We start from the raw sequence: 15832 nt of genomic DNA, 5'->3' as shown, positions 1-15832 counted from the left end.
CAGAGTTGTCTTGCCGTGATCGATGTGACCGATCGTGCCCACGTTGACATGCGGCTTTGTCCGCTCAAATTTTTCCTTAGCCATCTGCGTACCTCTTACAACTTTTTATGAAAGTCCTGTCAGAAATTTTCCTGTCCATCCCACCGGCGGTCAGCACAGCCAGCCGCCGGCCAATAGATACGGGGCTCAGACGCCTCGTATTTTATGTATAATTGCCTCAGCCTGCCGGGGCGGCACTTCGGCAAATTCCGCAAACTGCATGGTAAATGTCGCCCGCCCCTGAGTTGCAGACCGCAATGATGTTGAATACCCGAACATCTCAGCCAGCGGCGCCATGGCCTTGACGACCTGTCGGCCGCGTTCCGCCTCGACTCCTGCTATCTGGGCCCGTTTACGGTTAAGGTCGTTTATCACCTCACCAAGATATTCCTCGGGAGTGATGACCTCAATGGCCATGATGGGTTCCAGCAGCACCGGCTCACCTTCCCTGGCAGCCTTACGGCAGGCCATGGTCGAGGCCACCCCAAAAGCCATTTCGGTCGAAGCCTCCTCATCATACGAGCCACCTGCCAGGACCACCTTCACATCCACCAGCGGATAACCGATGAGCGGTCCGGCATCCAGGGAATCCCGTGCACCTCTCTCAATGGCCTGTATGAATTCGGCAGGTATCTGTTCCCCGTCAACCTGGCTTTCAAAACAAACCCCTGATCCTCGTTCCCCAGGTACCAGCTCCAGCACAACATGACCATACTGGTCTTTACCGCCTCCGTGCTGCTCAAAGCGCCCCTCTGCCCGGGCTGTTCTGGTCAGGGCTTCTTTATAGGCTACCTGAGGCTGCCCCACGTTGGCTGAAACCTTGAACTCCCGGATCAGCCGATCGACCACAATCTCCAGATGAAGTTCGCCCATGCCGGAAATAATGGTCTGACCCGTGTCCTCATTGACACTGACACGAAAACTCGGGTCCTCGCGAACGATCCTCTCCAGGCTTTCGGCAAGCTTACCTTCATCCGCCTTTGACCTGGGCTCAATGGCCACACCGATCACGGGTTCTGGAAAGTCCATGGTTTCAAGAACTATCCAGTCACCAGAAGAGCACAGGGTGTCACCGGTGGTAGTGAACTTCAATCCGGCCACCGCACCGATATCTCCGGCGCCGATTCCGCCCACCTCCTCACGCTTGTTTGCATGAAGCTTGAGCAGTTTGGAGACCTTTTCCTTCTTCCGCTTAAGCGGATTAAAGACCTTGTCTCCAAGTTTCAGCTCACCAGAGTAAACCCTGATGAAAGCCAGGTTACCAACATAGGCGTCGGACTGGAGCTTGAACACCAATCCGCAAAACTTCTCATCCCCTGAAGGTTTACGGTAGATTTTACTTCCACCTTTGTCCTCGCCCTCCACCGGCGGTATATCCAGCGGCGAAGGAAGGTACCTGATAACGGCATCCAGCAGTGGCTGCACCCCTTTATTCTTAAAGGCAGAACCACAAAGGACCGGCACCAGGTCCAGCGACAGAGTCGCTTTGCGAAGAGCGCTGTAAATCTCTTCTGGAGTGATCTCTTGATCTTCTAAATATTTTTCCATGACCCCCTCATCGAAGTCGGCCAACTTCTCGAGGAGCGTCATCCGGGCGGCCGATGATTTGCTCAGTAAATCGTCGGGGATCGCCTCTTCGGTCACACTCAGGCCCTGAGTTTCCTCATCAAAGCGGAGCACCCGCATGGTGACGAGGTCAATGATTCCCGAAAAGGTATCTTCACTGCCCACAGGCAGCGTCACGGCAACCGGCCTGGCTCCCAACCGGTCAGCAATCTCTTCCACGCACTTGTCAAAATCGGCACCGACTCGGTCCATCTTGTTGACAAACGCTATGCGTGGAATCTGATACCGGTCTGCTTGTCGCCAGACGGTTTCGGATTGGGGCTCGACACCTCCAACCGCACAGAAGACGGCTATTACGCCATCCAACACCCTCAGACATCGCTCCACCTCTACGGTGAAGTCCACGTGTCCGGGCGTGTCAATTATATTGATCTGATGATCTTTCCAGAAGCAGGTTGTCGCAGCCGAGGTAATAGTGATCCCCCGCTCCTGCTCCTGCTCCATCCAGTCCATGACCGCAGTGCCGTCATGAACCTCGCCAATCTTATGCGATCGACCTGTATAGAAAAGGATACGTTCCGTCGTGGTGGTTTTCCCGGCGTCGATATGGGCCATAATGCCAATATTGCGCAGGTTGGACAACGATCCCTGACCAGCCACTGTACCTTCCCGTATTCCTGTTTGTCACTTTCAATTCCTGCTGCCAAAAGAAAAATGTTGGCTCTCTACAGCAGTATCAGATCTTTGTCAATGGTTTTCCATCAACACCACTACACTTTTGACAAGAACCGCTCCTACCAGCGATAATGGGCAAAAGCCTTGTTGGCCTCGGCCATCCGATGCGTATCCTCTCGCTTCTTCACCGCCGCACCCCTCTTGCTGTAGGCATCCAGCAACTCGGCAGCGAGCTTCTCGGACATCGACTGCCCGGAACGACTCTTGGCAAAACCGATAATCCAGCGAATCGCCAGAGCATTACGACGCTCTGGCCGAACCTCAACCGGTACCTGATAGGTGGCCCCGCCCACACGGCGACTTTTGACCTCGACACGGGGACGAACATTTTCCATTGCTGCCTCGAACACTGCCAGCGGTTCCTCGTCACCCACTCTCTTCTCAATAATTTCCATGGCATCATAGAAGAGCCGACGGGCAAGGGACTTCTTACCATCCTGCATCAGGCCATTAGTGAACTTGGTCACTAGGACCGAATTGTAGCGTGGATCAGGCTCGACGGTCCGCTTTTCTAATAATTTCTTTCTCGGCATTTTATCTCAACTCCAGTCAGATCGACACGAACCGATAGGTATTTATTTGGGCCGCTTGGCGCCGTACTTGGAACGCCCCTGCTTCCGGTCACTCACACCAAGGGTATCCAGCGTACCACGAACGATGTGATACCGGACACCTGGCAGATCCTTAACACGACCACCACGAATCAGCACAACCGAATGTTCCTGCAGATTATGCCCAATACCTGGAATATAGGACGTGACCTCGATGCCATTGGTCAACCGAACCCTGGCGACTTTCCGCAGAGCCGAGTTAGGCTTCTTGGGCGTCGTAGTGTACACTCGTACACAGACACCCCGCTTCTGCGGACAGTTCTGCAGTGCCGGAGTATTGGACCGCTTGGTCACCTTTTTCCGTCTTTTCCTGACAAGCTGATTGATTGTCGGCATTCCAACCACTCCTCTTTGACTTCCATGCAGGCATGCTTCCCGCACATCGAATACCAAAAGATCCGCCCCCTGTAACCCGGGAACATCTTTCACAAATTTATAACGCAGCGTGCCCACCCCCTTCATGGAGCAGGCACGAGAACAAGGGATCATATCGTAACTTCCTGACCATGTCAAGGAGAAACTTCGTTACTTCTTCCCTTCCGGGCGCAGCCTGTATCTTTTCAAACCCGTACCGGCAGAGATCAAGCGTCCCATAATCACATTCTCCTTGAGCCCGGCCAGGTAGTCGACCTTTCCGGCCATAGCAGCATTTGTCAAAACTTTGGTGGTCTCCTGGAACGAGGCAGCCGAGATGAAGGAATCGGTGGACAGCGAAGCCCTTGTTACACCGAGAAGCAGAGGTTCGGCCGAGGCCGGTTGTCTCCCTTCGGCCATGAGCCGCTCGTTTTCCTCCCGGAATTTCCACCACTCCACCTGCTCGTCGAGCATAAACCTGGAGTCGCCGGGATCGGTTATTTTTACCCTCTTGAGCATCTGTCGAACAATGACTTCGATATGCTTGTCATTGATCCGGACACCCTGGAGCCTGTAAACCTCCTGGATCTCGTTGACCAGGAAGCGGGCCAGAGCCTCGGCACCCAGAACCCGAAGAATATCGTTGGGCAGGATGGAACCTTCCATGAGGGGTTCACCTGCCTTGACATAGTCTCCTTCATGAACGGTGATATGTTTGCCTTTGGGAATGAGGTACTGCTTGGGTTCCCCGGTCTCCGGGGTGACAATGACCCGACGCTTACCCTTGAGATCCTTGCCGAAGCTTATACGACCGTCGATCTCGGTGATGATGGCCTGTTCCTTGGGCTTGCGGACTTCAAACAACTCGGCAACCCGGGGAAGACCACCGGTGATGTCTTTAGTTTTGGTTGTTTCCCGGGGAATCTTGGCGACAATTGTACCAGGAGTGATCTCCACTCCTTCGTCAACAGTGATGATCGAACCCACCGGCAGGGAATAGCGAGCCGGGAGATCACCATCAGGCAGCTTCATGGTCCGGCCACGTTCATCCTTGATGGTAATTCGCGGATTAAGCTGGCGTGAGGAGGTGGCGGAAGTGATCACCTTTGAGGCCTTGCCCGTGACCTGGTCGACCCGCTCCTGCATGGTCTCGCCCTCTACCACATCCCCGTACTTAACTTTGCCGCCAACCTCTGCAACAATGGGAATGGCAAAAGCGTCCCAGTCGGCAATGACCGCTCCAGGCTCCACAGTGGCCCCGTCCCTGACCTTGAGCTCGGCGCCGTAAGGCACAGGAAAACGTTCGCGATCCACGCCCTTGTCGTCAAGGACCGTTATCTCCGCATTGCGATTCATCACCACCTCAAGCCCTTCGGCATTGGTGACTGTATGGAGATTCTTGTACTTGACCGTGCCACCGCGCTGGGTGCGAACCTCGGCCTGCTCCACCGACCTGCTGGCAGTACCCCCGATATGGAAGGTCCGCATGGTCAACTGGGTTCCGGGCTCACCGATGGACTGGGCGGCGATAATCCCCACGGCCTCGCCGATATTGACCATATGGCCCCGGCCCAGATCCCGTCCATAACACATGGCGCAGACACCGCGCTTGGACTCGCAGGTCAGAACCGAACGAATCATCACCTGGTCTACACCCGCGGCCTCGATCTTCTCCACCTTTTCTTCGGTAATCTCCTCATCGGCAGCGACCAGAATTTCCCCTGAATAGGGATCAACAACATCTTCAAGGGCCACACGGCCGAGGATTCGATCGCCAATGCGGACAATGACCTCGCCACCCTCGATGAGCGGTTCGGCCAGCATGCCGCGCATGGTGCCGCAGTCCTTCTCAACAATTGTCGAATCCTGGGCCACATCTACCAACCGCCTGGTAAGGTAGCCGGAGTTCGCAGTCTTGAGCGCAGTATCGGCCAGACCTTTTCGGGCCCCATGTGTAGAGATGAAGTACTCCAGGACATTGAGACCTTCCCGGAAATTGGCCTTGATCGGAGTCTCGATGATCTCTCCGGAAGGCTTGGCCATCAGACCACGCATGCCGGCAAGCTGACGAATCTGGTCCTTGGAACCACGGGCACCGGAATCAGCCATGATGAAAACCGAGTTGAAACTCTTGATCTCCCGGACCTTGCCCTCGGAATCCTGAACATATTCCACCGCCATCTCGTCCATCATCTCCTTGGTGATCCTGTCGGTGGCCTTGGACCAGATATCGACGATCTTGTTGTACTTCTCACCGTCGGTAATCAGACCATCGGAGTACTGCTGCTCGACCTCGGACGCTGCCTGCTCAGACTCTTCGACAAAATCTTCCTTCTTGACGGGAATCTTCATGTCGTTGATACAGATGGAGATACCTGCACGGGTAGCGTATTCGTAGCCAAGGTCCTTGAGACGGTCGGCAAGGATGACGGTGTCCTTGGTGCCGGCGTGTCGATAGGTGTAGTCAATGAGGAAGGCCAGCTCCTTTTTCGAAAGCTCTTTGTTGACCAGGGAAAAAGGGATCGACTCTGGCAGCAGTTCACTGACCAGGATACGACCGATGGTGGTATCCACCATCTTACCGTCGATCCGGACCTTCACCCTGGCCTGGAGATCAGCCGCTCCGTGGTCATAAGCCATGCGGGCCTCGGCCGCAGAGCCGAACATGGAACCCTCGCCGACAACACCGTACCGTTCCCGGGTAATGTAATAGAGACCAAGAACAATATCCTGGGTCGGAATTATGATAGGCCCGCCGTTGGCAGGAGAGAGGATATTGTTGGTGGACATCATCAGAACCCGCGACTCCACCTGGGCCTCGACGGAAAGCGGCACATGGACGGCCATCTGGTCACCGTCAAAGTCAGCATTGAAGGCCACGCAGACCAGAGGATGGAGCTGGATGGCCTTACCCTCGACCAGGACAACCTCAAAGGCCTGCATCCCGAGGCGATGCAGAGTCGGAGCCCGATTGAGTATGACCGGGTACTCGCGGACGATCTCGTCGAGCACATCCCAGACTTCCCTGGATCCCTTTTCCACCATCTTCCTGGCACTCTTGATGGTGGTGACGTATCCCAGTGTTTCAAGCTTGTTATAGATAAACGGCTTAAACAGCTCCAGCGCCATTTTCTTCGGCAATCCACACTGGTGCAACCGCAGATGAGGACCGACAACGATGACGGAACGCCCCGAATAATCGACCCGCTTACCGAGCAGGTTCTGCCGGAAGCGACCCTGCTTGCCCTTGAGCATGTCTGAGAGCGATTTCAACGGACGCTTGTTGGGACCGGTGATCGTCCGGCCGCGCCGACCATTGTCAAAAAGAACATCCACCGCCTCCTGGAGCATCCGCTTCTCGTTGCGAATGATAATATCCGGAGCATCCAGTTCCAGCAGACGCTTGAGCCGGTTGTTGCGATTAATCACCCGGCGGTAGAGATCGTTGAGATCCGAGGTGGCAAACCGTCCGCCCTCCAGAGGCACCAGGGGACGCAGATCAGGAGGCAGCACCGGTATGACCTCCAGAATCATCCACTCGGGTCGGTTGCCTGAGTCGCGAAAAGCCTCGACCACATTGAGCCGTTTGCCAAGCTTGGTCCGTTTTGTGGCAGAACCAGTGGTCTTCATTTCCTCTCGCAACTCCTCGGAGAGCTTCTGCAGATCAAGCGCCGCCAGCATCTCGCGGATAGCCTCGGCCCCGATACCGACCCGGAACTGGCCTGGATACTCTTCAAGAAAAGCCCGGTATTTCTCCTCGTTGAGCAACTGGCCAACCGAGAGCGACTCGACATTTGACTCCACCACTGCATAGGACTCGAAATAGAGAATCCGCTCCAGCTGCTTCAGGGTCATGTCCAGGATCGCTCCGATCTTGGATGGCAGGCTTTTCAAGAACCAAATATGGGCAACAGGAGCAGCCAGCTCTATGTGGCCAAGTCGCTCACGGCGCACCTTGGATTGAATGACTTCAACACCGCACTTCTCGCAGACCACGCCACGGTGCTTCATCCGCTTGTACTTGCCGCAGTTACATTCGTAATCCTTGACCGGTCCAAAAATCTTGGCACAGAACAGACCGTCGCGTTCCGGCTTGAAGGTACGGTAATTGATGGTCTCTGGTTTCTTGACTTCGCCATGGGACCACTCGCGGATCTTCTCCGGCGAGGCAAGCGAAATCTTGACTTTGTTGAAGCTGACAGGACCTTTTGGCTTTTGAAAAAAACTGAACAGATCTTCCACTAATATCACCCTTAAAAGAGTTGCAAGCTGAACGCCTTCCCTTCCGGTTCCCCGGTGAAGGCTCCAGCCTGACGAAATGCTGACTTGCTTTCGCCTGTCTCCTAGCCCCTGTGCAACACAGGATCCGGGATCTACTCAAGCAGTTCCACATCCAGACAGAGTCCCTTGAGCTCCTTGACCAGGACATGGAACGATTCAGGCAGACCGGTCTCAAGGAAGTTGTTCCCCTTGACGATCTTTTCGTACATGGTTGTGCGGCCCTCGACATCATCGGACTTGACAGTGAGGAATTCCTTGAGTGTGTAGGCGGCGCCATAGGCCTCCATGGCCCAGACCTCCATCTCACCGAGACGCTGGCCACCAAACTGTGCTTTACCACCGAGCGGCTGCTGGGTGACCAGGGAATAGGGTCCTGTGGACCGGGCATGGATCTTGTTGTCGACCAGGTGATGCAGTTTGAGCATGTACATGGTTCCGACAGTGACCTTGTTGGCAAAAGGTTCTCCGGTCAGGCCATCATAGAGCACAGACTGGCCAACCTCGTCCACACCGGCCTCCACGAGATAGCTTCGGATGGCCTCTTCGGAGGCACCGTCGAATACCGGTGTGGCCACATGGATACCATGACCATATTTCCGCGCCTTGTCCAGGAGTTCCTCGTCGCTGAGACCATCGGCAAGCCGATGATATTCCTCTTCCGAGTAGACCTTCCGAAGCCGTTCCCTGACCGCTTCGACCTCAGCCTTCCGCGCCAACTCAGCTATCTGCTCGCCAAGCTTCTTGGCCGCAAAGCCGAGGTGACATTCCAGGACCTGACCCACATTCATACGGGAGGGAACACCGAGTGGATTGAGAACAATATCCACCGTGGTGCCATCGGCAAAAAACGGCATGTCCTCTTCAGGAAGCAGCCGGGAGACAACACCCTTGTTACCGTGCCGGCCGGCCATCTTGTCGCCCACAGCAAGCTTGCGCTTGGTGGCCACATAAATTTTGACCATCTTGACCACACCCGGAGGCAGGTCATCGCCTTTTTCCATGCGCTCGACAATACCTTGGTAGCGTTCCCGGACAAGTTTAGCCTGGGTATTGTACCGGCTGAAAACCGCAGCAATCTTATCCTCGTATTTGCTGCGCTCGGAAAAGTCCAGGGTGGCAAGCCTGGCGAATTCGATCTGCTCGATCACCCTGGGGGAAAGTTTCTTGCCAAGTTTAAGGATAACCTGTCCCTTCCTGTCCTTGATGTCGGTCTTGACGGTACGGCCTGTGAGGATCTCTTCCAGGGCTTTGCGCACGCCTTTTTTGAGACTCTTGAGCTCGTCTTCCATGTCGCGGTTGAGGTTTTCAATCTCGCGCTCCTCGATCATCAGGGTCCGCTCATCCTTGTCTACTCCCTTGCGCGAAAAAACCTTTGCATCGATTACCACGCCTTCCACACCGGGAGGCACCCGGAGGGACGAATCCTTGACGTCTCCGGCCTTTTCACCAAAAATGGCCCGCAGGAGCTTTTCTTCCGGAGAAAGCATGGTTTCACCCTTGGGAGTGACCTTGCCCACCAGCATGTCGCCTGCCTTTACTTCGGCACCGATACGAATAATACCGGAATCATCAAGATTACGCAGAGCCTCCTCGCCTACGTTGGGAATATCGCGGGTGATCTCCTCTTTACCAAGCTTGGTATCCCGGGCCATGGTCTCAAAGATTTCGATATGGACCGATGTAAAGGTATCTTCCTTGAGAAGCCGTTCGTTGATAAGGATGGAGTCCTCAAAATTGTAGCCGCGCCAGGGCATGAAAGCTATGGTCACGTTCTTGCCAAGCGCCAGTTCGCCCTGCTCGGTGGACGGTCCATCGGCAAGCACTGTTCCCCGGATCACCCGCTGACCGGGCATGACCAGAGGCTTCTGGTTGAAACAGGTGTTCTGGTTGGATTTTTTGTACTTAGACAATCGATACACCGCCACTCCGGTCTCGAAACCTCCGGTGCCAGGCTCGTCGTAGCGGACCACGACCCGGGTAGCGTCGACATCTTCCACCACCCCGTCGCCCTCGGCCAGCAGGCAGGCTCCGGAGTCCTGGGCTACATGACGCTCCATGCCGGTCCCCACCAGTGGTGCGGCCGGTTTCAGCAAAGGCACTGCCTGGCGCTGCATGTTGGAGCCCATGAGGGCCCGGTTAGCGTCATCGTTTTCCAGAAATGGAATAAGGGAAGCGGCCACCGAAACCAACTGGTTTGGCGCTACATCCATCTTGGTCACATGGTCGGCCGATACCATGACAACCTCACCTTCCTGGCGGGCGATAAGCGAATCATCGGCCAGGGTTTCGTTCTCCATGGCAACCCGGGCCGGGGCGATGACCTCGCCCTGCTCCTGCAGGGCCGAGAGATATTTGACCTCGTTAGTGACCTTGCGCTCGGTCACATTCCGGTACGGTGTCTCTATGAAGCCATACCGATTGACACGCGCATATGTTGCCAGAGAGACAATCAGGCCGATGTTCGGTCCCTCAGGGGTCTCAACTGGACAGATGCGACCATAATGAGTCGGATGAACGTCGCGAACCTCGAAACCAGCCCTCTCCCTTGAAAGGCCTCCGGGTCCAAGAGCGGATAAACGCCGCTTGTGGGTGACCTCGGAAAGAGGGTTTGTCTGGTCCATGAACTGGGAGAGCTGGGATGTGCCGAAGAATTCCTTTACAGCCGATGTGACCGGTTTGGGATTCACCAGGTCATGCGGCATCAGGGTTTCAACCTCCTGGAGGGTCATCCGTTCACGAATGGCACGCTCCATGCGTACCAGACCCATGCGATACTGGTTCTCCACCAGTTCTCCAACGGTCCGGACACGCCGGTTGCCGAGATGGTCGATATCATCCCCTTCTTTGAGCTCGTCCTTGATTCGGACCAGGTGCTTGACACTCTTTACTATGTCTTCCCGGGTCAAGGTCCGGGTCTCGATAGGGGTATCGAGGCCGAGCCTGGAATTGATCTTATAACGGCCCACCTCGGACAGATCGTAGGTGGACGGATTGAAAAAGAGGTTTTCAAAAAAGGTGGCCGCAACCTCGGATGTCGGTGGACTGGAAGGCCGCAATCGTCGATAAATCTCAATCTGGGCCTGTTCTGTGTCCTGAACTTTGTCCGTGGCCAGGGTCTTGCGGAAAGAATCGGTCACCCTGACACCGTCAATAAAGAGAAGCTCAAAACTGTTTACACCGGCCTTGCCAAAGGCTTCGAGCATGGACTCGGTCACTTCGTCATTGCAGTGACCGATAATGTCCCCGCTCTCCGGATCAGCGATGTCGCCAACAAGGTAGCGTCCCAGGAGATCCTCGGGTTCAATCTCGATGGTCTCGATCCCGGCCTTTACAATACGTTTGGCCAGAGCCTTGGATATCTTGCGACCTTTCTTACCCAGGACCTCGCCTGTTTCCGGATCGACAAGATCCCTGTTGAGTCGCTGACCGATAAAAGTTTCCGGCTTGAAGACCAGGGTATATCTGCCCTGATCGACCCGGACGGTATCGACATCATAAAACTCACGCAGGAGCTGCTCCGAGGTGTAGCCCAAGGCTTTAAGCAGGGTGGTGACAGGCAGTTTGCGCCTCCGGTCAATCCGGACGTAGAGGATATCCTTGATGTCAAACTCAAAGTCGAGCCATGATCCGCGAACAGGGATAATCCGGGCCGAGTAGAGCCGCTTGCCGGAACTGTGCGACTTGCCGTTGTCATGGGTATAGAACAAGCCAGGGGAACGCTGGAGCTGATTGACAACCACACGCTCGGTACCGTTGACGACGAACACGCCATCACTGGTCATAAGCGGCAGGGAGCCGAGGAATACCTCCTGCTCCTTGATGTCACGTACCGACTGAACCCCGGTTTCCTCATCCACATCAAAAGTGATCAGCCGAACGGTTATCTTCACCGGCACTTCATAGGTCATGCCGCGCTCAATACATTCCTCGACCGTATACTTGGCTTCTCCGAAACTGTACCGGACAAACTCAAGCGAACAGAGCCCGTTGAAATCGGTGATCGGGAAAATGTTCTTGAAAATTGCCTGCAGCCCGATATCTTCACGCTCATCGGGATGGACATCCCGCTGCAGAAAACGCTCGTACGAGTGTCTCTGCATGGCAATCAGATGCGGGGGCTCCATAATCTGCCTTGTCTTGGCAAAACTTTTTCGTACTCTGTTCATGGTCTCCCTCGAAACAATCCGCGAAATTCAGAAGATGTCACACACATAAAACACAAAAACTCAACCTGTTATATGACACCATCCAACCTGTTGACTTCTCCATGCCCTCAAACACAGGAACGCTACAAGGGTTTACCCCCGTAGCGTTACCTTGTTTATGTTGTATAGCCAGCCCGGCAAAGCCAGGCTTACAACGGCATGGAGCTGTACTATTTGATCTCCACGGAACCGCCGACAGCCTCGATCTTTTCCTTGATCTCTTCAGCTTCTTCTTTGGTTACACCCTCTTTGATCGGTGCCGGTGCACCCTCAACCAGGGCCTTGGCCTCTTTCAGACCAAGCGAAGTAATAGCACGAACCTCTTTGATAACCTTGATCTTCTGATCACCGGCAGCGGTCAGAACGGCATCAAACTCGGTCTTTTCCTCTGCGGCTCCCCCGTCTCCACCAGCATCACCGGCAGCGCCTACGGCAGCTACGGCAACTGGAGCGGCGGCGGATACGCCGAACTTGTCCTCAAGCTCCTTGATCAGCTCGGAGAGCTCGAGAACGGACATATTGGAAATAAACTCAATTACGTCTTCTTTGGTTACAGCCATTGGTATTCCTCCTGATAGGATTGGACTTCAATTATCAGTTTTCTTTCTGCTCTTTAATTGCCTGCAGGGCGTAAACAAGCTTCTGCGGTATGCCATTGAGTACACGAACAAAGCCTGTGGGAACAGCTGCCATGGTTCCAAGCAGCGTGGCGCGGAGTTCGTCCTTGCCTGGAAGTTTGGACAGAGCCAATACTTCTTCGGCATTCAGCACGCTGCCTTCCAGAGCAGCGGACCGGATCTTGAGATTGTCGTACTCCTTGGCAAATTCCGTCAAGGCCTTTGCTGACCCGACCGGATCCTCAAAGGCGACAGCAACTGCAGTGGTACCGGTAAAGAACTCTGTAAGCCCTTCATACTCGGTCCCCTTTACTGCAAGCCGCAACAGCGTGTTTTTCGACACCCTGATCAGGGCATTCTGCTCCCGCAAAGCGCGACGCAGCTTTTCCAGTTCCGTGACTTTAAGTCCGCGGTAATCAGTCACCACCGCGAACTTGGCCTTGCTAAAGGTCTCCTGAAGCTCGCTGACCTTTGTGGCCTTTTTATCGCGATTCAACTGTTACACCTCCTTGGGTTGTCGCGGGACGATACAGTAGAGCAGGGTTGAGGAATGAAGACGTATTCCGAAACAAGAATTGCAGATTCGGTATTCGGTCTCGGCAGGTTATCCAACAGAGTGGATAATTAAACGCTCGTACCTGCTGTCTCTGACCTTCCCAGTTTATTGAATAAGTTGTGATTATACTATGATAGAACCCTCAGCAAATAAAATGGATGTCGCAATCCGAGCCGGATCGGATCATGCCTTTTTGATCAGGGACCTGACCTGAAGGGGGTCCACCTTGATGCCAGGGCCCATGGTGGTCGAAACGGCTATACTCTTCAGATAGATACCCTTGCTGGAGGATGGCTTGAGCTGAATAATCTTGTCGATAAATGCGACGATATTTTCTACTAACTTATCGGCGCCGAAAGAAGCCTTGCCCATGGGTGCATGCACCACGCCGGCCTTATCGACCCGAAAGTCAACCTTTCCCTTCTTGACCTCCTGAACCACTCGGGCCACATCAAAGGTAACCGTACCGAGTTTGGCATTTGGCATAAGGTTCCGCGGCCCGAGAATCCGGCCTATTTTACCCACCTCACCCATCATGTCCGGGGTGGCAATGGTTTTGTCAAAATCGAGCCAGCCCTCCTTGATCTTGGCAACAAGATCATCGGAACCGGCATAATCTGCCCCTGCTTCCCGAGCCTCGATTTCCTTTTCCCCTTTTGCAAACACCAGGACACGCACATCTTTACCGGTACCATGGGGCAGCATAACACTGGAACGCACCATCTGGTCGGCATGTCGAGGATCGACGCCGAGCCGGACAGCTATATCCAGAGATTCATCAAAGTTGGCAAACTTGGTTTTGAGAGCAAGATCCAGGGCCTCGGCCAGCTCATACAACCTGGTCGGGTCGACCTGCTCTGCCGCTTGTCGATATTTCTTTCCGTGTTTCGGCATGTTTTTGCACCCTTTTCAGTTCTCCCTGACCGTACGGGTTCTACGGCAGGTGTTAACGAAATAACTGACGTCCTGTCAGTCGATTACTGTTATCCCGCAGGAACGTGCTGTGCCCTCTATAATACGCATGGCATGCTCAATGTCATAGGCATTGAGGTCAGGCATCTTGGTCTCGGCAATCTCGCGAATGGCGTCTCGTCCAAGTTCGGCCACCCGATCCTTTTTCGGGTTGGACGAACCCTTGTCTACGCCGGCTGCCTTGAGCAAGAGGACGGAGGCGGGCGGAGTCTTGGTTATGAAAGTAAAAGACCGATCGTTGTAAACTGTAATGACGACCGGTACAATAGTATCGCCCATGGACTGTGTCTTGGCATTGAATGCCTTACAGAAGTCCATGATATTGACACCATGCTGACCAAGAGCAGGACCTACAGGCGGGGACGGATTTGCCTTGCCGGCAGGAATCTGCAGTTTGATAAAGGATTGAACTTTTTTTGCCATTGGTTACTCCTCAAAGGAAACAGGGCTGGAGCCTAATTTTTACTGACTTGTATGTATTCGAGCTCAACCGGAGTTTCACGGCCAAAAATGGATACCATGACCCTGACTCTACCTTTGTCTGGATAGACTTCGTCTATAACACCCTGAAAATTTGCAAAGGGTCCGTCGGTGACCCGGATCACATCGCCGACCTCGAAAACAACCTTGGGTTTGGGCTTGGTGGCCCCTTCCTTGATACGTCCGATGATCTTACTGGCCTCTTCTTCCATCAGAGGCATCGGGTTCAGATTGTCGCCGACAAAACCGGATATGCGCGGAGTATCGTGAACAACATGCCAGGTCTGGTCATTAAGTTCCATCTGTACCAGGATATATCCAGGAAAAAACTTCCTGGCTGAAGTCTTGCGAGCCCCCTTGACCATTTCGACCACCTGCTCCGTGGGAACCAGGATTTCGCCAAAATATTCTTCGAGACCTGCGGAGCGTATGCGATCCTCCAAGGTGGCCTTGACCTTATCTTCATACCCGGTATGAGTATGAACTATGTACCAGTGTTTTGCCATTGAATCAGCCTGTGCGATGCGGCAGCCTATCGAAGAACCATGGAGACAAGCTTACCAAGAAGAAGGTCCACGGAACCAAGATACAAGGATATAACAATAACCAGAATAATGACAAAGCCGGTCAGGCCAATGGTGACCTTTTTATCAGGCCAGACAACCTTCTTGAACTCGGCCTGCACCTCGAGGATAAATTCCTTGACAGCCGCCGGCGACAAAGAGGTTTTTTTCGTTTCAGCAGATTCAGCCTGGACGACCTGTCGGCTTTTGTTGCTGCGACCTTTTTTTTTGCTTGCCATAATTATCCGATTTCCTGGCTGCACCTTCCAGGCAATAAAAAAAATGATGGCAGGCCAGGAGGGACTCGAACCCCCAGCCCTCGGATTTGGAGTCCGATGCTCTACCAATTAGAGCTACTGGCCTGCGCAAATATTTGTTTCGTAATGCGGGCGTCGCACCCCTGACTGAAACATCTAAGCTGAGGGCCTTACGCCCTGAGCCATGTCAACACAGCCAAAGCCGGCCCAGAAGAAACTACTTGGTCTCCCGGTGCAGCGTATGGGATCGGCAGAACGGACAATACTTCTTCAATTCCAGCTTATGGGGAATGGTCCGCTTGTTCTTGGTCGTGGAATAGTTGCGCCTCTTGCACTCTGTGCAGGCAAGCGTGATGATATCTCTCATTGCTCTGGCCCTGATATATAATACTCAGCAGGCCGAAGCCGGCTGAGTATTCTTTAAAAAACCGCACGTACCTGGTGGACAGACAGCTGCCCCTACCAGAACTACTCGATAATTTCGCTGACCACGCCGGCACCTACGGTCCGCCCACCCTCGCGAATTGCAAAACGAAGTCCCTCTTCCATTGCAATCGGGGTAATCAGCTCCGCTGTAATGTGCACATTGTCACCAG

The 15832-nt window shown here is 54.1% G+C and carries 14 protein-coding genes and 1 tRNA gene; all 15 read right to left on the bottom strand.

Translation table 11 applies throughout. The annotated features are described in order from the left end of the window. Nucleotides 1–84: GTP-binding protein (locus ACXJJY_RS06270; RefSeq protein ID WP_456386078.1), on the bottom strand; the 84-nt coding region annotated here is incomplete at its 3' end. Between the two features lie 102 nt (nucleotides 85–186). Beyond that, a complete protein-coding gene (gene fusA / locus ACXJJY_RS06265) occupies nucleotides 187–2265 on the bottom strand; it encodes an elongation factor G (protein ID WP_456386076.1) in 2079 nt (692 codons plus the stop codon). 134 nt (nucleotides 2266–2399) lie between these two features. Then, nucleotides 2400–2873: a 30S ribosomal protein S7 gene (gene rpsG, locus ACXJJY_RS06260; RefSeq protein WP_456386074.1), complete on the bottom strand. Its 474-nt coding sequence runs from the start codon at nucleotides 2871–2873 to the stop codon at nucleotides 2400–2402. 42 nt (nucleotides 2874–2915) lie between these two features. Further along, a complete protein-coding gene (gene rpsL / locus ACXJJY_RS06255) occupies nucleotides 2916–3287 on the bottom strand; it encodes a 30S ribosomal protein S12 (protein WP_456386072.1) in 372 nt (123 codons plus the stop codon). Nucleotides 3288–3476: 189 nt separating this feature from the next. Beyond that, nucleotides 3477–7547 carry a DNA-directed RNA polymerase subunit beta' gene (gene rpoC, locus ACXJJY_RS06250; RefSeq protein ID WP_456386070.1) on the bottom strand — a complete coding sequence of 1357 codons (4071 nt, stop codon included), beginning with the start codon at nucleotides 7545–7547 and terminating at the stop codon, nucleotides 3477–3479. Nucleotides 7548–7678: 131 nt separating this feature from the next. Then, nucleotides 7679–11752: a DNA-directed RNA polymerase subunit beta gene (gene rpoB / locus ACXJJY_RS06245; RefSeq protein WP_456386068.1), complete on the bottom strand. Its 4074-nt coding sequence runs from the start codon at nucleotides 11750–11752 to the stop codon at nucleotides 7679–7681. Nucleotides 11753–11961: 209 nt separating this feature from the next. Then, entirely contained in the window at nucleotides 11962–12351 is a 390-nt protein-coding gene (gene rplL, locus ACXJJY_RS06240; RefSeq protein ID WP_456386066.1) for a 50S ribosomal protein L7/L12, read from the bottom strand. Between the two features lie 34 nt (nucleotides 12352–12385). Beyond that, nucleotides 12386–12904: a 50S ribosomal protein L10 gene (rplJ, locus tag ACXJJY_RS06235; protein WP_456386064.1), complete on the bottom strand. Its 519-nt coding sequence runs from the start codon at nucleotides 12902–12904 to the stop codon at nucleotides 12386–12388. A gap of 243 nt (nucleotides 12905–13147) precedes the next feature. Next, on the bottom strand, nucleotides 13148–13858 hold the full coding sequence (gene rplA / locus ACXJJY_RS06230; protein ID WP_456386062.1) for a 50S ribosomal protein L1: 711 nt from the start codon (nucleotides 13856–13858) through the stop codon (nucleotides 13148–13150). A 75-nt stretch (nucleotides 13859–13933) separates the two neighbouring features. Beyond that, nucleotides 13934–14359: a 50S ribosomal protein L11 gene (gene rplK, locus ACXJJY_RS06225; protein ID WP_456386060.1), complete on the bottom strand. Its 426-nt coding sequence runs from the start codon at nucleotides 14357–14359 to the stop codon at nucleotides 13934–13936. A 32-nt stretch (nucleotides 14360–14391) separates the two neighbouring features. Continuing rightward, nucleotides 14392–14922 carry a transcription termination/antitermination protein NusG gene (gene nusG / locus ACXJJY_RS06220; RefSeq protein ID WP_456386058.1) on the bottom strand — a complete coding sequence of 177 codons (531 nt, stop codon included), beginning with the start codon at nucleotides 14920–14922 and terminating at the stop codon, nucleotides 14392–14394. A gap of 26 nt (nucleotides 14923–14948) precedes the next feature. After that, a complete protein-coding gene (gene secE, locus ACXJJY_RS06215; RefSeq protein WP_456386056.1) occupies nucleotides 14949–15218 on the bottom strand; it encodes a preprotein translocase subunit SecE in 270 nt (89 codons plus the stop codon). A 47-nt stretch (nucleotides 15219–15265) separates the two neighbouring features. Next, a tRNA-Trp gene (locus ACXJJY_RS06210) sits at nucleotides 15266–15342 on the bottom strand. A gap of 111 nt (nucleotides 15343–15453) precedes the next feature. Further along, nucleotides 15454–15603, bottom strand: a complete 150-nt coding sequence (gene rpmG, locus ACXJJY_RS06205; RefSeq protein ID WP_267926728.1) for a 50S ribosomal protein L33 — start codon at nucleotides 15601–15603, stop codon at nucleotides 15454–15456. A 101-nt stretch (nucleotides 15604–15704) separates the two neighbouring features. Further along, on the bottom strand, nucleotides 15705–15832 hold a 128-nt coding region (locus tag ACXJJY_RS06200; protein WP_456385624.1), incomplete at its 5' end, for an EF-Tu C-terminal domain-related protein.

The sequence above is a fragment of the Desulfolithobacter sp. genome, assembly GCF_054025815.1.
This window is presented reverse-complemented; position numbering and strand designations above follow the sequence as displayed.